The 17,193-nt window shown below is 45.9% G+C and carries 15 protein-coding genes and 1 riboswitch; of the genes, 7 read left to right on the top strand and 8 right to left on the bottom strand.

Annotated features, from left to right (window positions below):
- Positions 1–5: 5 nt before the first annotated feature.
- The 6 genes from pqqE to M1K58_RS05795 all read right to left on the bottom strand — a co-directional run bounded on the left by pqqE (position 6) and on the right by M1K58_RS05795 (position 3,701).
- Positions 6–1,094: a pyrroloquinoline quinone biosynthesis protein PqqE gene (pqqE, locus tag M1K58_RS05815; RefSeq protein WP_256757711.1), complete on the bottom strand. Its 1,089-nt coding sequence runs from the start codon at positions 1,092–1,094 to the stop codon at positions 6–8.
- Positions 1,085–1,363, bottom strand: coding sequence for a pyrroloquinoline quinone biosynthesis peptide chaperone PqqD (pqqD, locus tag M1K58_RS05810; RefSeq protein ID WP_256757710.1), 279 nt, complete (start codon positions 1,361–1,363; stop codon positions 1,085–1,087). Before pqqD ends, pqqE begins: the two co-directional genes overlap by 10 nt.
- Positions 1,360–2,067, bottom strand: coding sequence for a pyrroloquinoline-quinone synthase PqqC (gene pqqC, locus M1K58_RS05805; protein WP_256757709.1), 708 nt, complete (start codon positions 2,065–2,067; stop codon positions 1,360–1,362). Before pqqC ends, pqqD begins: the two co-directional genes overlap by 4 nt.
- Before the next feature lie 2 nt (positions 2,068–2,069).
- Entirely contained in the window at positions 2,070–2,978 is a 909-nt protein-coding gene (gene pqqB / locus M1K58_RS05800) for a pyrroloquinoline quinone biosynthesis protein PqqB (protein WP_256757708.1), read from the bottom strand.
- A 48-nt stretch (positions 2,979–3,026) separates the two neighbouring features.
- A complete protein-coding gene (pqqA, locus tag M1K58_RS29620; protein ID WP_372339130.1) occupies positions 3,027–3,098 on the bottom strand; it encodes a pyrroloquinoline quinone precursor peptide PqqA in 72 nt (23 codons plus the stop codon).
- Between the two features lie 141 nt (positions 3,099–3,239).
- Complete coding sequence (locus M1K58_RS05795; protein WP_256757707.1) at positions 3,240–3,701, bottom strand: WGxxGxxG family protein; 462 nt, start codon at positions 3,699–3,701, stop codon at positions 3,240–3,242.
- A 142-nt stretch (positions 3,702–3,843) separates the two neighbouring features.
- Between M1K58_RS05795 and M1K58_RS05790 the strand changes: the two genes are divergently transcribed.
- The 6 genes from M1K58_RS05790 (at position 3,844) to M1K58_RS05765 (ending at position 11,235) form a co-directional block, all read left to right on the top strand.
- Entirely contained in the window at positions 3,844–4,386 is a 543-nt protein-coding gene (locus tag M1K58_RS05790; protein WP_256757706.1) for a manganese efflux pump MntP, read from the top strand.
- Between the two features lie 387 nt (positions 4,387–4,773).
- Positions 4,774–5,100, top strand: a complete 327-nt coding sequence (locus M1K58_RS05785; RefSeq protein WP_256757705.1) for an ArsR/SmtB family transcription factor — start codon at positions 4,774–4,776, stop codon at positions 5,098–5,100.
- Positions 5,100–5,498, top strand: a complete 399-nt coding sequence (locus tag M1K58_RS05780) for an SRPBCC family protein (RefSeq protein WP_256757704.1) — start codon at positions 5,100–5,102, stop codon at positions 5,496–5,498. Before M1K58_RS05785 ends, M1K58_RS05780 begins: the two co-directional genes overlap by 1 nt.
- Before the next feature lie 211 nt (positions 5,499–5,709).
- Positions 5,710–7,965 (top strand): ATP-binding cassette domain-containing protein, encoded by a 2,256-nt coding sequence (locus M1K58_RS05775; protein WP_256757703.1) that lies wholly within the window; start codon positions 5,710–5,712, stop codon positions 7,963–7,965.
- A 51-nt stretch (positions 7,966–8,016) separates the two neighbouring features.
- Positions 8,017–8,610 (top strand): YdeI/OmpD-associated family protein, encoded by a 594-nt coding sequence (locus M1K58_RS05770; protein WP_256757702.1) that lies wholly within the window; start codon positions 8,017–8,019, stop codon positions 8,608–8,610.
- Positions 8,611–8,943: 333 nt separating this feature from the next.
- Entirely contained in the window at positions 8,944–11,235 is a 2,292-nt protein-coding gene (locus M1K58_RS05765; RefSeq protein ID WP_256757701.1) for a right-handed parallel beta-helix repeat-containing protein, read from the top strand.
- 315 nt (positions 11,236–11,550) lie between these two features.
- Here the strand turns inward: M1K58_RS05765 and M1K58_RS05760 are convergent, their stop codons facing one another.
- Together M1K58_RS05760 and M1K58_RS05755 are read right to left on the bottom strand one after the other, a co-directional pair.
- A complete protein-coding gene (locus M1K58_RS05760) occupies positions 11,551–12,738 on the bottom strand; it encodes a YhgE/Pip domain-containing protein (protein ID WP_256757700.1) in 1,188 nt (395 codons plus the stop codon).
- 18 nt (positions 12,739–12,756) lie between these two features.
- Positions 12,757–13,437, bottom strand: coding sequence for a TetR/AcrR family transcriptional regulator (locus tag M1K58_RS05755; RefSeq protein ID WP_256757699.1), 681 nt, complete (start codon positions 13,435–13,437; stop codon positions 12,757–12,759).
- Positions 13,438–13,641: 204 nt separating this feature from the next.
- Between M1K58_RS05755 and M1K58_RS05750 the strand changes: the two genes are divergently transcribed.
- Positions 13,642–16,779 carry a hybrid sensor histidine kinase/response regulator gene (locus tag M1K58_RS05750; protein WP_256757698.1) on the top strand — a complete coding sequence of 1,046 codons (3,138 nt, stop codon included), beginning with the start codon at positions 13,642–13,644 and terminating at the stop codon, positions 16,777–16,779.
- A 140-nt stretch (positions 16,780–16,919) separates the two neighbouring features.
- A riboswitch (cobalamin riboswitch) is annotated at positions 16,920–17,099 on the top strand.
- Positions 17,100–17,193: the final 94 nt, after the last annotated feature.

Here is a 17,193-nt window from a genome sequence, read left to right as displayed (position 1 = left end):
ATGGATCACCTGCCGCGGTAAGAATAATTAGACGTGCCGACATCGCCATTGCCATTCGCGATCGAGCCGACCATTTCCGCGATTGCGCCGCGATGGGGAGACCACTTGCATACGGGATCTGCAGCGCTCGCATCTCCGGTCAACAGAAAGGCTTGACAGCGGCATCCGCCATGGTCTAGCTCGCGTCGCTCACAGCTCTTACAGGGCTCAGCCATCCACTCATAGCCTCTATAAGCGTTAAAAGAAGGAGAATCATGCCAGATCCAGGCTAGATCACGTTCCTTTACATTTTCGAATGATAAGCTCCGAATGTCTGATGACACCGTGCAAGGCAGAACCCGCCCATCAGGTGCGACTGTCAGCGATACTTGGCCCCATCCACCCATGCAGGGCTTCGGGAAATCTTCATAATAGTCCGGTAAGATCCATAAAAGTTCGATTTGATGGCCGAAGCGCTCATGTGCTCGCGCATAGGCGGCTTCGGCTATTTGAATTTGTTCTTTACTCGGGAGCAAAAGATGAACGTTTTGCAAAGCCCAACCGTAATATTGCGCATTGGCAAGCTCAAGCCGCACCGCTCCCCATTCTGCGCAAAGTTCGATGATCTCTTCGACCCTATGAATGTTAGCCCGGTGGAGAACAACATTCATATGCAAATCTAGTCCGCTGGCACGGATCCACTCAGCAGCTTGCTTCTTCCGTTCATGAGCTTGGAAACCGGCAATCGAATCAGCAAGCTCGGGAGAAGAGGCCTGCACGCTAAGCTGAATGCTGTCGACCCCGGCCTCAACGAGCTGTCGTACTCGCTGCTCCGTAATTCCGACGCCGCTCGTAATGAGATTGACATAGAGGCCCAATTCCCGGGCACGGCGGATGAGCAGCTCCAAGTCCGGGCGAAGGAGCGGTTCTCCGCCCGTGAAATGGACTTGCACAACCCCGAGCTCGCTGGCCTGTTCCAATACGTTCAGCCACGTATCCGCCGACAGCTCATTCTCTCTTTTCAAGAGTTCGATCGGATTCGAGCAGTAGGGGCAATGAAGTGGACATCGATGGGTGAGTTCAGCGGTCATGGCATACGGCAAGTTTACCGACATAGCTCAATCCACCCTTTCTCCAAAGCAGAATCGAGAAAATCGACAACATCTTCCCGAAGGTCGGATTGACCGTATTTCGACTCAAGCTCAACAATCATTTGCGCAATTGTTCGATGTCCGTCGCAAAGCCAGAGAATCGCTCCCGCTGCCTCGTTAAGCTGGACGACTCGTTCTGGTAATAGCAGCAAATCGGATTGGCGAGCTTTGTCGTATTTCATGCGACCCGGTCCACGTAGCCTCGGCAGTTCCGAAAGCGCCAATGAGCTCATCGCTCGTTCTCCCCGGGGAAAGCCAAGCTTAAAGCATCCAGGAGTGCCCAGAGAACGTCACACTTGAACCGTAAAGCCGATATCGCTTGTTCTTGTTCTGTTCGGTTCCTGCATTCTCGTAATACAATATTCAAGCCATGATCCGCATCGCGCGGCGCTTGATGCAGTCTGGCCTGAAAGTAGGCTAGTCCTTCAGGACGTATCCAAGGATACAACTGTTCGAATACGGCAATCCGTTTGGATACAAGAATAGGTGCAAACAGTTCCGTTAGGGAGGAAGCGACGGCAATGGGCCAAGGCTCCAGTCGACAAAAGTTCACGTAGGCGTCGACAGCAAAACGAACGGCCGGAAGCACATGACGCTCATCCAGCATTTCCTCTCTCGGAATGTCCGCGGCTTCGCCAAGGCGGATCCACGCTTCGATACCGCCTTCTCCGCCTTCCCGACCATCATGATCGATAATTCGCTGAATCCATTCGCGGCGATCTTCGCGAGACGGTAGTTTAGAGAGGACCAGCGCATCTTTGATAGGGATGTTCTTCTGATAATAGAAACGGTTGGCGATCCATGCCCGAAGCTGAGCGGGGGATAGCTTTCCTTGGTGCATCGCGACATGATAAGGATGCTTGTCGTGATAGCGCTCCTCACCGACCTGCCGCAAGCGAGAAGTAAATTGTTCATTTGACATCAAAAATGTTTCCACAATTAAACCTCCAATTCCATTCCGTCATAACCGATTTCAATGCCAAGCTCCGTCAGACTTCGATGCTCCGGCGATCGCTGATCCAGAATCGGATTTGTGTTGTTCACGTGAATATATACCTTGCGACGTGCCGGTAATCGTGTAAGGCGATTGGCACTACCGTTTGGCCCAGCAATGGAGAGATGCCCCATATCAGCCGCGCTCAGATCGGATGCACCCAGCAAACTTAGCTCATCGCCTTCCCAGAAGGTTCCGTCTAGGAAAATGCAGTCGGCGTCTTCCAGATGCCTTTCTAGTGTCTGCGACCACGTCTCGATCCCCGGCGCGTATACGGCAATGCCTCCGGTCACCGGATCCGTAATGCGATAACCAATGACCCAAGCTTCCTTTTCTTGATGCTGTTTCGCATCAACATACCGAGGAGGCTTCTCGCCCAAATAAAATGGACATACCGATAATTGTCCCCCAAATAGTGGAAAAGATTCCTCCGGCACCACCTCCAGCCAGCGAAAGCTCGCAAACGGTTCGAGAATCCGCCTGACGGGGAAGGATTCCGCCAGCGCGAGGAGTATGGGAGAAGTCGCGTATACTTCCATGGTCGAGCTTTGCCTCAGTTGAAGAAGACCTGTCGTGTGGTCCAATTCCGAATCGGTAAGCAGAACCGCTTGAATAGGGGAGCCGCGCAAGGAAGGACCCGGATGAAGGGAGGCGTGCGTTTCCGATTGAAGGCAGACATCCGGCCCTGCATTCAGTAGAACCCACCTTATTCCATCCGGGCTAACGGCCAACGAATCATTCCTTCGAGCGCGAACGGACGGGTCTCCGCTTCTGACGCGTCTGCAGTTGGAACAAGCGCAATTCCATTGGGGAAATCCTCCCCCCGCAGCGGAGCCTAATACTTTTATGATCATGACTTCCCCCCTTTATAAAGAGATGCCGGATTTCTCCGGCATTAAAAGTCACTTCCGATAAGCGTATGCCGTCACTTCGGCGCAAATCTCGATAATTTTAAAATCGGGTTTAACCCACATGGTGACACCTCCCCTCGATGGAATAGCGCAAACGGTTCGAATTATTGTATGAGAGCATCAAGAGACCTCAGAAGTAAAAAATAACGATGCTAGTCTCGTCCGTTCATCGGGGCGAGTCTGCATCGTTATCGATTATACTTGTCAGTTCTTGCGCTGCGGATTTCTACTCCATATCCCTGCAAGTCCGATCAGGCCGAGCAATCCAAGCCACGCCCATCCTCCGCCCCTGGCCGGGGTCGTCGCGGTTGTCCGGTAACCGCCATCCGTATACGTTCTCGTACGATAAACTTCGGAAGGCTTCGTTGTGCCGGAAACTCCCGCATACCCAGTTCTGAACTGGCTGCCGGTTCCCGTTCCGTAGATGCTGACTTCATAATTAGGCGCAGCTTTTGCCCCTTTTACGCGATAACTTGTTCCGTCGTACATCCTCGTTTCATTAGAATTCGAGGAGATCCCACTGTGCGTTCCGGCTCCATTATGACCCATTCCATTGCCTAAACCGCCGTTTCCGCCATTTACCGTCCCTGTATGGGCGTAAGCCGGTAATGCAAGCATCAATGTCACGACGGTAACCCATAACCCACTTATGATTGTCCTTCTCATAGAGGAGTACCTGCCTTTTGAGTCTAATTGTTTTCTATCATTAGAGTGACACTGCTGCCAAGATCTTATGCAACAGCCTGTACTACTGGATTAGTGGCTGGAATATCTTTGTAAAAAGCTATCGCCGAGAGAGGGGTAAGCCGTGGACCTGACACTAGCCGCCTGGATATTAGCTATGGCGCTTGGCTTTGATACGATCATCATCTCTACCTCGTTAGGGCTACAAAAAAAAGCGAAGGATAAGGTGAAAATCGCACTTACTTTCGCTGCGGCGGAATCCGCCATGCCGCTTGTCGGATATTTTCTCGGTAACGCGATCAGTCAGTATTTTGAGAGCAAGGCATCCGTTATCGGCGCTTTTCTATTAATCGGGGTGGCGATTTACTTTCTTCTTTCCAACGATGAAGACGAAAGCAAATCGCTGGATAAGGAACTTGCTGGATGGGCTTTGGTCGCGACGGCGTTCAGCATCAGCATGGACGAGCTTGCAGTGGGGTTTACCGCCGGATTTATTCATGTGCCTATTTTGCTGACGGTTTTGCTGATTTTTTCCCGATCGTTCGTATTTACCTTTATCGGTATAACATTCGGTTCCAAACTCAAACCGTATTTGGGAGAATGGTCCGAAAAAGCATCAGGCGTCTTGTTGGGGCTAATGGGCATTTACATGCTGCTCGAGGGATAAGACTGAAAATTCGTCCTGAGAATGGAAACCTTCTACTTCGGAGTGAGCAGTGCTGTGGTCGGTTAATGATTTTTTTGAGTTTTGATTTGAACTTTGTTCGCTTTTCAAAAAACAATCCCGGCGGGACATTCCCCGCTGGGATTGTTGTGGTTATCCCCAAGTAGAACAAGTCGGAGTCTGAAGTATTAGAGTCAGTAGGAGCCTGTGGCAAGAAAGCAAATGAGTTCGGATCGACAAGATGAGGTTGACACGACACCAAATGGTGTCATATAATAAAAATGTCACTAAATGGTGTCCAATTATAAATTCGTCCAATGAACCGCAAGCTATAATGCGATGGTGAAACCAACGGCTTTCCCTTGGTAATAATATTGAGGAGAGGGTGTTGTGAGCGAGAACAACCAGTTGCGGGATGTGTATGACGCGATTGCAGATCCAACTAGGCGCCAACTGATTCATCTGTTATCAGAATCAGAGGAGATACCACTTCATGAGTTAACGGCACAGTTTCAAATGGGTCGTACAGCAGTATCGAAGCACTTAACAATCCTTAAAGAGGCCGGACTGATACTTGACCGAAAAGTCGGTAGAGAAACGCGATTTAAGCTAAATGCAGCCCCACTTAGAGAAATTCAAGATTGGTTGAGCTTCTACAGCAAGTTCTGGAGTACGAACATGCTGCGCTTGAACCAACTATTTGAGGAGGAAGAATAATGAGTTTAGCGTTATCTTTAGATTTTCAATATACAACATCGATTGAGAAGGCTTGGTCCGCTCTAACCGATTCTAACAAGCTTGCCAAGTGGATCATGGAAAATGATTTCAAACCGGTCGTAGGGCACAGTTTCCAATTTAGAACTCAACCGTCCGAATACTGGGATGGAATTATTGAAGGCAAAGTGATTATCGTGGACGCCCCTAACAAGTTGTCCTATACTTGGGCCAGTGGAGGGGAGCAGCATACAGTCGTCTGGACGCTGCAGGATTTAGGGGACGGAAAGGTTAACCTTCATCTTGACCAAACAGGATTCTCAAATCCTCAAGGACTTGAAGGCGCTAGATATGGCTGGGGGAATTGGTTCGGCGGGTTTGAAAAGGTGCTGGAGCAATAACCGCATGCAGTACCCCCAAATGTTAAAATGTAAGGGTGCGATAATCGAACTCTGCTAAGCACGAACCAATATAAACCGACAGCATATCGTTTGCAGCCGGTTTATACCTAATTGTGACAATGATAAATGTATGGTCGGACTACCTGAGTCATCGTACAATGTGAATATGTGAATATATGTAGAAAATAATAAGAATGGAAGGATGTAAATCATGAGCGAATTAAGTCAAGAGTATATCGTAATCTCCGGTGCTAGGGAAAACAATCTCAAGAACGTATCCTTGCGCATTCCTAAGAGGAAGATCACAATCTTCTCCGGGGTTTCTGGATCCGGTAAGTCATCGATCGTCTTCGATACGATCGCGGCCGAATCCCAGCGTCTACTGAACGAAAACTTCAGCATGTTTGTACGCACCTTTCTGCCACGTTTTCCTCAGCCGGATGCTGACGCGATTGAGAACCTGAGCATGGCCGTTATCGTGGATCAGAAGCGTCTGGGCGGCGGCTCGCATTCCACGATGGGCACGATTACTGATATATCTCCCATTCTCCGTCTTCTCTTCTCACGGGTGGGCCAACCCTATGTCGGACCGGTGAACATGTTCTCGTTTAATGATCCGCAGGGGATGTGTCTCGAGTGCAATGGGCTCGGTCGCAGACTGGGCGTGGACATGAGCAAGGCAGTGGACATGTCAAAATCACTGAATGAAGGGGCACTCCTGCTCCCGGGCTATACATTGAATAGTTGGGATTGGAACATAATTGTACAGTCGTGGCCATTCGATCTCGACAAGAAACTAAGCGATTATTCGGAGGAAGACCTGGAGCAACTGCTGTACGGTAAGGCGAGGAAAGTTAAGATGGATTTTGCCGGGAAGGCAACGAATATTACAGTGGAAGGTATCATTGAGAAGTTTACCAACAAATACATCAAGCAGGATGTGAAAACGAAGTCCGAACGCACACAACAATCTGTCGTTCCATACATAACCGAGGGTACGTGCACCACCTGTCACGGCGCGAGACTCAGTCAGGCCGCGCTTAACTGCCGAATTAATGGACATAACATTGCTGAGTTTTCCTCGATGGAGGTTGGACAGCTCATTCGCGTTACTCGGGAAATTAACGAACCTATAGCCGCACCTGTCGTCAAGGCACTGACGGATCGGCTGCAGCATCTGGTCGATATCGGACTTGACTACTTAACGCTGGACCGCGAGACGGATACATTGTCAGGCGGGGAGTCGCAGCGCGTCAAGATGGTTAAGCATCTGAGCGGCAGTTTGGTGGATGTTACATACATCTTCGATGAGCCAAGCATCGGCTTGCATCCCCGCGATGTACACCGGTTAAATGAATTACTTCAAAAGCTGCGCGACAAGGGCAATACCGTAATTGTCGTCGAGCATGATCCCGATGTGATCAAGGTGGCGGATCATATCGTCGACGTTGGGCCTCACGCCGGCAGCCGCGGTGGTAACATCGTGTACGAAGGAAGCTTCCAAGGCCTACTGGAATCCGGGACGCTGACAGGCACACATATGAAGCGTTCTGTCCAGCTAAAGCATGACTGCAGACAATCATCGGGCAAGCTATCCATCAAGGATGCCACTCAGCACAACTTGCGGCACGTGAGCGTTGATATCCCAATCGGCGTGCTGACTGTCGTTACGGGTGTCGCCGGCTCGGGGAAAAGTACGTTGATTAACGATGTATTCCTTAGCCAGCATTTAGATGCAATCGTCATCGACCAATCGGCCATAGGTGTGTCGACACGCTCAAATCCCGCAACCTACACGGGGATCATGGATGATGTGCGCAAAGCGTTTGCTTCCGCGAACAAGGTCAACCAAGGCTTGTTCAGCTTTAACTCCAAAGGGGCTTGCGAGAACTGCCAAGGGCTGGGCGTAGTATATACAGATGTTGGATACCTCGATAGCGTGAAGCTGCCATGTGAAGAATGCGGAGGTAAACGGTTCAAGGAAGAGGTTCTCGAGTACAAGCTGAACGGAAAGTCGATTGCAGAAGTGCTAGAGATGACTGTGGAGCAGGCTTTGGATTTCTTTCAGCTAAAAGAGGTTGTACGCAAGCTCCAAGCGATGAGCGATGTGGGGCTGAACTATATTACACTCGGCCAACCGCTCAGCACGTTATCGGGCGGGGAATGCCAGCGCATCAAGCTGGCGAGCGAGCTGCATAAGAAGGGCAGTATCTACGTGATGGACGAGCCGACGACCGGCTTACATATGTCAGATATTGGCCACCTTCTGGAAATAATGAACCGCCTTGTCGATGCCGGCAATACGGTGATTGTCATCGAGCACAACCTTGATGTGATCAGCCAAGCCGATTGGATTATCGATATGGGACCCGACGGAGGCAGCAAGGGTGGACAAGTAGTGTTCGAGGGCACACCCTCACAGATCATCCATGCGGAGCAGTCAATCACGGGAAAATACTTGATTTAATGCTCTAAATCCACTTTTTGTAATTATTATGACGAAGAGGGGTGTCCCTTGATGACAAATCCTAGATTGAATCCTAAGGTTGATGAATATTTAAGTAGGTCCAAAAAGTGGAAAGAGGAATATGAAAAGTTGAGAACTATCGTTCTCGACTGTGAGCTGACCGAAGAATTTAAGTGGATGCATCCTTGTTACACGTTTGATAATAAAAACATAGTCTTAATACATGGATTTAAAGAATATTGTGCGCTTCTCTTTCACAAGGGTGCCTTGTTACAGGATACCCCAGGTATTCTAATCCAACAAACGGAGAATGTGCAGGCGGCGCGCCAGATTCGGTTCACCAATGTTCAAGAAATAATTGAGATGGAATCCATCGTGAAAGCCTATATTCTTGAAGCTATTGAAGTTGAAAAAGCCGGTTTAGAGGTGAATTTTAAAAAGAATACAGAATTCGTAGTTTCAGATGAATTCCAAAATAAAATCGATGAAAATCCCGCCTTGAAGACTGCTTTTGAAGCCTTGACGCCCGGTCGGCAAAGAGCATATCTTCTTCATTTTTCTGAACCGAAACAAGCCAAAACCCGAGAGTCAAGGGTTGAAAAACATATGCAGCAAATTCTCAATGGTAAGGGATTAAATGATTAGGATGTATATGCACAGCTAAGTAATTCGAAGTAGGAATAACGGAGCCTCGTTCCGCTATATCATCCAATGCTACGTAACAAGAAGGTAGAGAAAAGTATTCAAATGCAAAGAGGCTGGTCAAAAGGGAAACACTTTTGATCCAGCTTTTTTTTGCTGGAATTTTATTATTAGCGAGAAGTAAATCGGCTGCGTCTACAGCCGTTGAAACTCGTGTCTCTCGACATTCAACAACGGTGGACAAGCATGGAATTATGTAACATGAAGAATTGATTTCTCATATATAAAATTACGGAGTTCTTTTCGAGCTCCGATGATTTGGAGGTGTTTAATAAAATGACTTATGTAATTGATTTGGTACAGTTTGGAATTCACAACGACGGCACGAATGCGCCGGCTACAACGGCAGGAATCAACAGCGCCATTACTTGGGCTAAAGCTCAGGGGCACAACCATATTTTGCTGCCGAATGGCACGTACAAGGTTAAGATGGACCCAGTTTCATTTTCTGCGATCATTATGCAAAGCGGTATGCATTTCGAAATGGATGACGGGTGCTCCATAGAAATGGAAACCAACTCTTCACCCAACTACAACATTTTTCAACTTAAAAGCATCGACGACGTGAAAATTTCAGGGGGGGCGATCGTTGGCGACAAAAAAACACACGTATACGAAATTTACATCGGCTTCGAAAGAGGTGGCATCAACGCCGATGGGTCATATAATACAAACCCGAACTGGATCCGCAGCAAAATCATCGACCGTTATGAGCATCCTGGCTTGCTATCCACGTTCCGGTTATGGAATACGAGCAGTGCATTGGTCGCGACCGGTTATCGCTTCTATCAATACAAGAACATCGTATCAAGCGCAACTTTAGTCGGATCAAGGGCGGACGGAGGCTTCGCGCCGACGTATCCAACAGGACGAGGTTGGTTTCTAAACAATGCCGGTGGCATAGTGGAGAACAACAAAATGGTGCTAGCGATTGACATTACCGCTTCACCGCTGACCGATACGGAAATCGCTGACCTCTCATTAAAAATCGATAACAGCTATTACACTCATGAGAGTGGGCATGGAATCGGATTATATGGTTCCAATCATATTGAGCTCGTGAATATCGACATCTCGAATTGTACTGGGGATGGGATTCTGACTGGCTGGGCGCAATATCAAATTGACCCGCTGTTGTATACACAAGAGCAGATGGGCCAGCATATTTCGATTCATAGCTGCAATATTCACCATTGCCGTCGACAAGGGATCTCGTTGTGTGCTTCCAACGATACCTTCGTCTATCACAATAACATCCATGATATCGGTTACGATGACGACGGAGTAACGACCAACTTTCGAAACGGTACGGCACCCATGTTCGGCATCGATATCGAGTCCATGGTCGGTGAGAGCAATATCCCTTATAAAATGGAGGACAGGCCTAACGGATTGGAGCTTAACTATCGGATCATCATAAAGAACAATTATATTCACAACAATAACCGCGGACACTTTGTGAATGCGGATGGTACGAATCTGACGATCGAGAGCAATACGTTCGAAGGATATAACGTAGGCGGAGTTAGTTCTCATCCGGGTAATACGCAAGTTAAGTTCCTGAATAACACGTTCCTTGGGTGCGAGCTCTGGGTACAGGGAGACAACTTCGTGAATGGCGCAGATTTCGTAAAAGGGAACTTGCGTTTTCTGGATGTCAGAGGAGCTGCGGTGAACAACATTAGAATTAAGGACGGAATCATGTACGGTTCCAGCGTTTACGGATACTTCGGCACTCCGTCGGTTAACGCGGTTACAGGAACATTCACGTATGCCACACCACACGGCATGGGCAATGGTGCCAAAATCTGCTTCGAGCAGTGGATTGGCAGCGTGCCGACGGGCATCAGCGTGGACAAGCTCTATTACACGGTTAACATTACTTCGACAAGCTTCCAGGTATCCGAAACGAAGGGTGGTGCACCGGTTGTCATCAGTGACGTGGGAGTAGCGGGATTCAATATCAGCCGCTTCAATTACGGCAGATGTTATATTACCAATATTACGGTGGAACGCGATTGGCGTAACGATAACGCCTCGTCGCCGAACTTTTCTCTGCTGGCGGCCGGCGCGGTAATCCGTAACGTGACGGTCAAGAACTATGACGTATCGGTACTTGTTCCCCAGAACTATGTAGGACGCCCGAACACCATTGAGGGATTGACGCTGATCGAAGGGGGAGCAAGATTCGAAGGCTGCCACTTGAGCGGTGGCAAGTTCGTCCGGGCCAAAACGGGAGCGCTCGGGAAGACGGATATTCAATTCGGTTCCACCAGTGCCCAGTATACGAGAAGAATACAGGTTCAGGACAGTTCGTTCCATCTGTTGGGCGCTGTCCTCGATGGCAATGCGCTAGTTACAGATTGCCAGTTCATTCAATCTGCGATCGTCAAAGGGAACAACGACAATAAAGCGATCATTGCCGATTGTTACTTGGAGAATACGAATGTGAACTTCTATTGGATAAACAAGGTGTACTCGGCCACCGTTGCGAAATGCGTGTTCAACAACGTTGTAGTAACAGGGACAAGCCCGTACGTGATTCTGCTGGACAATACGACTCTGTAGAAAGGAAGAAGGGTGTTACTTTCTTGCTAGCATCAATCCGTTGTCGTGTCAGGCCTCTCAGAAGCTTCTTGGGCAGAGAGGTGGCTTAGAAAAAAGAGAGCCTATCGGAACAATCCGATAGGCTTGAGTTCGGCTCAGTAGTCAGCCAGTCCCAGATAGTGCAGTGAAATGACATTCTCGAATCCGAACATGAAGCCGATTTTTTCGCGCTGCTTCAGTGCTTGGGTCGCGTAATCGACCTTCGCGTCGTGGAAGCTCTGTAGACTTAAAAAAAGCATGCAAATCGCGAAAACGATTTGCATGCTTTTATTATTATTATTCAAGCTTTTGCTGTGTTTTTACTGCCTGCGGTTTCAAAGCAGAAGCAAGGATAATGATGGAGCTAACTAAGCCAATCCAAGTGAGAGTGGAAAGTGCATGATTCCAACTCAATCCTTTGCCGAAGAAGAAAAGTTCTCGAAGACCTTCTACCATAAAACTCATTGGCAACCAAGAGTGCACCCAGTCCCTATAAAAGGGGGACATCATTTCCGGAGCTAAAGCAAGTAAAGGTGCACCGAAGAAAAGGATTAAGCCAAAGATGGCAATTCCTTTGATACCCAATAACGACACTACGGCAGATATCATAAGGAAAAAACAGAAGAAAGTAATGGTTAAGAAAAGTGCTGTATCCGTAAACAACGGAACATGAAGCCCTACCATACTGTCTGCGAGCCAAGTTAATCCAAATCCAACGACAACAGCAACAATAACCCCCATTAAAATCTGTATTAATTTCGCAGTAAGCTTCTCTTTCCGAGTTGTTGTCGTCATCTTGTTAATGGCAAGGAAGAGGATCGCTGCGCTCACCATACTTGCCATCCACAGGGGTTGGAATAAGGAAATAGGGGCATTCCCATTTGCGCTATTCGTACCAATTTCATTGACATTAGTAACTTTTTTAGTAACAGGAGTTACCAAGCTTGAAGCCTGTTCCACAGTCAGTGTTTTTCCTTGACTCTTAAATTGTTCAAGGATCTGGACACGAACGTTGTTGTTGATGTTATCAACGACTCCGTTCAGGATTTGTCCTGCCACTGTGGAAGCCGCGGTATTCATACCTTGATTAATAAAGATTTGAATCTCTGGCGAAGTAGGAGTCGGATTGTGCAAAGAAGCTTGCTTCTCGCTAAAATCCTTTGGAATGACTAGAGCTGCGTAATATTTCTGGTTATTTAACCCGTCTTGTACTTCTTCGACACTGGAAACTGCTACCCATTTTACAGCAGGTTCCTCACCTGATGTAGAAGAGATGTTTTTCTGCATCATGTCAACGATGGTTTGCCCCATATTCATCGTTGGCTGATTCGGTATCTCAACTCCCTGGTCTATGTTGACTATGGCTATGGGCATGTTCTTTGGTTGAACTTTTACAGATGGAAATAAAGTAAGCGAGAAAATAAATACGACCAAGAAGGCAATTATTGGCGCAATCAGCAAAAGCTTGTTCTTTAATACATTCATGAATAAATCACTCCATTATCATTTATTATCGAAAGAGGCTTTTTGAATACCATTTATTATAAAGTGGATAGCATCTTCAATTTCCTCGTCATTAATTGATTCCTGATTTAATAACACAAAGCGTGAAGCTACAAACCCGCCGATGAATGTGAAGATCAACTTTAATATTCGGGTGATGGGGATGTCGATGAGTTCACCGCGTTCTTTAAACAGTTCAATCACTTTCGTCATGAGCGGTGTAACGAGCTCGGAAAAATAAGGGAGTAGCTCATTTTTCAGTTCCTCCTTGTATATGATTTCTTTTATGAGGACTTGGAATATCTCCCTGTTTTCCACAATGAATGCTATACGGTTTTTAAGAAATGCCCTTATGAATCCTTCAAATGTCGAATCAGCTTTACTGATGATTTGATTAATGGTCTCATTCGCCTTAGAAGGAAAAAACTCTTTGATATAGGGCACAACAAGGGATAGAAGCAGTCTGTCCTTGGTAACATATTGTTTAAATATGCTAGCCTCAGATACCTCAGCAACTTTAGCGATTTCCGCCGTCGATGTATTGGAATAGCCTTTTTCAGCAAACAATCGAATGGCTGCAATGACAATCCGTTGTTGTTTTACGGTTCGATTCGCAGTTTGCGACGATAGGATTTCGTTAAACAGGCTATTAGTAGTCAAAATCAGTTTCACCACTTTCATTATCGATTCTATTCTTCACCAGAAGTAAGTACTCACTCACTTTATTGCATCGTATTATGTTTTGTCAAATGCCAGCAGCAGTAAAGGGACCTTTTTGGGAAAAGATTGTCCGTAACTTGTGTCAAGATACGACATTGTTTTTTCGAATTCGTGGTATTATTTACTAATAGCGATTCCACGAAACGACTAGGAGAGGAATACTTCTTGGCAAATCATTCACCGAAATACCCATTCAAAATGATTCATATTCTATTATTGATTGGATTATTATTTGTTATTTTATCTGGTTCCCGCATTTTGTGGATGGAAACGTTTCATAATCAAAAACAGGAGCCTATTAAAGCTGGGCAAATCGACTTGCGCAATTGGAATGCTGAAGATGGGGATATTGTTTTACTTGATGGGGAATGGGAGTTTTATCCCTCACTTCTGCTGACGGGTGGCGGGCAGCAGCAAGGATTTGGCGAAAGCAAGCCAAATCTTATTCAGGTTCCCGGAAGATGGAATGATTCCTTGCTGGCTGAGAAGTCAACTCCATACGGGTTTGGTTCCTATCGCTTGCGATTATATGTAAATCAGGATAAGGACATTAATTATAGTCTTCGTGTGCCCAGCGTACGCTCTTCATCAGAAATATATGTAAATGGCCGATTGCTTACTAAATCAGGACAGGTTGCGAAATCGGAAAATGATTATTTTGCGAAGAACCTGCCTAATTCTACAACCTTTACGGCAGACGAAAATGGAGTAATCGATCTAGTGATTCAAGCGGCAAATTATGTGGATAGTCGAAGCAGCGGCATCGTTCGATCCATTAAATTTGGTTCAGAAGAAGCAATTGCAAAGGAAATGAAGGTTTCCATTTCTATGCAGCTTCTGGCAGCCATTATTTTTCTTATGCATTCTGTATATGCCCTAATTTTATTTTTATTGGGAAATAGGGAGAAGAAGCTGCTTTATTTTTCTTTACTGACCTTATCGATAATGCTTAATAGCTTATTAAGCAATGATGAGAAGCTGTTCCATCAGTTATTTTACATCGGCTTTGAATGGGACTTTAGGTTAACGAATTGCATTTTAATTATCGGATCCTATGCCTTGTTGAAGTGTACAAATCATCGCGAGCTCCCTTATTGGAAAAGGATATATCCTGGATATACGGCAATGGTTATGGTGACTGTTGGCATTACGTTGTTTTTAGATCCCGATCAGGTGACGATGCTCTTTCCCGTTTATTATCTACTCGTTGGTATTGCTGGAGTCATCACGATGATTACGATCATTAAAAAAGTAATCAAGGATATAAAGGGCAATCTCTTATTGCTATTATCATTCCTTGCGTTGATTCATCATTTTATTTGGCTTCTACTTTGGCGGGAAAGCGGTTTTAGTATTGTCTACTACCCGTTTGATCTGATTATTTCGATGGGTTGTTTAGCTACTGTTTGGTTTAAGGGTTATTTTATCATGCATACGAACACGAAAGAGCTTGCGACAACCTTGCAAAGAATGAATGACCATAAAGATCAATTCCTGGCAAACACCTCGCATGAATTTAAAAATCCGCTTCATAGCATTCTTAACATGTCACAATCCGTTTTAAAACGGGAACGACATTTGTTGCAGGAACGGAGTATCAAAGAGCTTGAAACTGTTATATCTGTAGGGCGTCGAGTGACTTTGATCTTAAATGATTTGATTGATGTGATGAGTTTAAGGGAAGGCAATCCACGTATACAGAAAAAAGTCATATTTATTCAGCCTATTGTTACCGGAGTGCTTGATATGCTGCAATTAAACGCAGAAGTGAAGTCTGTAAAAATTGCCGATCAAATTCCTGAAAATTTTCCTCCAGTACATGCGGATGAGAACCGAGTTATTCAAATCGTCTTCAATTTACTTCATAATGCTGTGAAATATACGAATGGTGGGGTCATATCGATTCAAGCATCCGTAAAGGACGGACGAGCTTATATCGTCATTACGGATACCGGAATCGGAATGGATGTGAGCATGCTTAAGCGGCTATTCCGTCCATACGAGCAAGCCAGCACGAATGAGACGATGATTGAAGGTGGATTTGGGCTAGGTTTGAGTATAAGCAAGCAGCTGGTTGAACTTCATGGAGGTACGTTAGATGTGACCTCTGTTTTAGGAGAAGGATCAAAATTCACTTTTTCATTAAGCCTAGCAGATCACGAAGTGGAGGAAGAGATTGCTGTAACGAGCTCATATGAACCTGTTCCATTACAATCCACGCTGATTCAAGAAATTGATTCGATAGATGCTGAAAAAGCAAATCTCACGATGTCTGCGAATCCAACTGCTTTATTAGAAACGGATCATGACCGTCCGATTCTATTAATTGTTGATGATGATCCGATCAACCTTCAAGTGTTCGAGGCCATACTATCACCAGACGAATATGATATTACAATGGTAACGAGTGGCAAAGAAGCGTTGGAACTACTGGACAAAAAGGAGTGGGATTTGGTCATCTCCGATATTATGATGCCGCGGATGTCCGGTTATGAGTTAACACGAATGATTCGTAAGCGATTTTCATTCACTGAGCTCCCTATTTTGCTCCTTACTGCAAGAAGCCGACCGGAAGATATTCAAAGTGGTTTTATAGCGGGAGCAAACGATTATGTGACGAAGCCTATGGAAGCATTAGAAATCAAATCACGGATAGAGGCGCTAACTACGATTAAACAATCCGTCCAGGAACAACTTCGTTTAGAAGCGGCATGGCTACAAGCGCAAATCCAGCCTCATTTTTTATTCAATGCGTTGAATTCCGTAATAGCCTTAAGCCACATTGATTTGGATAAAATGCGTGATTTTCTTGATGAGTTCAGTCATTTAATGAGAAATAAATTTAAAATCCAAAAAACGGAAAATCTTGTGCCAATCGAAGAAGAGCTAAGTCTCGTGCGCTCTTATCTATATATCGAAAAGGTTCGGTTTGAAGAAAGGTTGCAGGTTAATTGGGAAATCGATGATTGCGAGGGCATCAAAGTCCCGTTCCTTACGATCCAGCCTCTCGTTGAAAACGCGATCAGACATGGTTTAATGAAGCGCAATCGTGGAGGTAAGATACTGATTCGGATCACTGCCTATGAGACGCAAGCGGAGATAACAGTTGAAGATGATGGCGACGGAATAGAAGAGGTGCTATTGCAACGAATATTGGAAAGAAAGGCAGATAGTCGTTCTGGTGTCGGATTAATTAATACGGATCAGCGGTTAAAACGGCACTTCGGAAAAGGACTAATTATCAAAAGTACGTTAGGCGCGGGGACAAAGGTAACTTTTCAAGTACCTAACAGGCTGAAATAAATGAGCAGTTGAAATGGCGAAAATGTAGTTGCATTCTATCCCGCAATCTAGATATTGTTCTTTTTAAGCGATAATTTCACCTATACATACTGTATCTTGTAAGATCGAAAATCGCATGCTACAATTAGAATAATTCAATTTCATATTTGTTTCAGTTAGGTACTACTGCGATAGTTTAATAGGGAAGCTAGTGCAATACTAGCGCTGTCCCCGCAACTGTAACGCTGACGACCGTTCAAAAATCCACTGTGCAATCGGCATGGGAAGGGAATGGGAGGACGAAGCGAAGCCAGGAGACCTGCCTAATTGGAACGCTAATTACATTTCTCCGGGGACTGAGGAATGGAACGAATATAGCTGTTTTTTGTCGACTTCTGCCGCATGTCGGTATGTTGGAGTCGAATTATGCTATTC

The organism is Cohnella sp. WQ 127256, from assembly GCF_024519285.1.
Classification (GTDB): Bacteria; Bacillota; Bacilli; order Paenibacillales; family Paenibacillaceae; genus Cohnella.
Note: the sequence above shows the minus strand (reverse complement) of the source record. Positions and strands in the feature narration are given on the sequence as shown.

Excerpts from the sequence above, each read along its gene's own strand:
- pqqE (WP_256757711.1), bottom strand. The coding sequence starts at position 1,094 with ATGTCGGTAAACTTGCCGTATGCCATGACCGCTGAACTCACCCATCGA.
- pqqD (WP_256757710.1), bottom strand. The coding sequence starts at position 1,363 with ATGAGCTCATTGGCGCTTTCGGAACTGCCGAGGCTACGTGGACCGGGT.
- pqqB (WP_256757708.1), bottom strand. The coding sequence starts at position 2,978 with ATGATCATAAAAGTATTAGGCTCCGCTGCGGGGGGAGGATTTCCCCAA.
- M1K58_RS05795 (WP_256757707.1), bottom strand. The coding sequence starts at position 3,701 with ATGAGAAGGACAATCATAAGTGGGTTATGGGTTACCGTCGTGACATTG.
- M1K58_RS05780 (WP_256757704.1), top strand. The coding sequence starts at position 5,100 with ATGAGTTTAGCGTTATCTTTAGATTTTCAATATACAACATCGATTGAG.
- M1K58_RS05775 (WP_256757703.1), top strand. The coding sequence starts at position 5,710 with ATGAGCGAATTAAGTCAAGAGTATATCGTAATCTCCGGTGCTAGGGAA.
- M1K58_RS05770 (WP_256757702.1), top strand. The coding sequence starts at position 8,017 with ATGACAAATCCTAGATTGAATCCTAAGGTTGATGAATATTTAAGTAGG.
- M1K58_RS05765 (WP_256757701.1), top strand. The coding sequence starts at position 8,944 with ATGACTTATGTAATTGATTTGGTACAGTTTGGAATTCACAACGACGGC.
- M1K58_RS05760 (WP_256757700.1), bottom strand. The coding sequence starts at position 12,738 with ATGAATGTATTAAAGAACAAGCTTTTGCTGATTGCGCCAATAATTGCC.
- M1K58_RS05755 (WP_256757699.1), bottom strand. The coding sequence starts at position 13,437 with ATGAAAGTGGTGAAACTGATTTTGACTACTAATAGCCTGTTTAACGAA.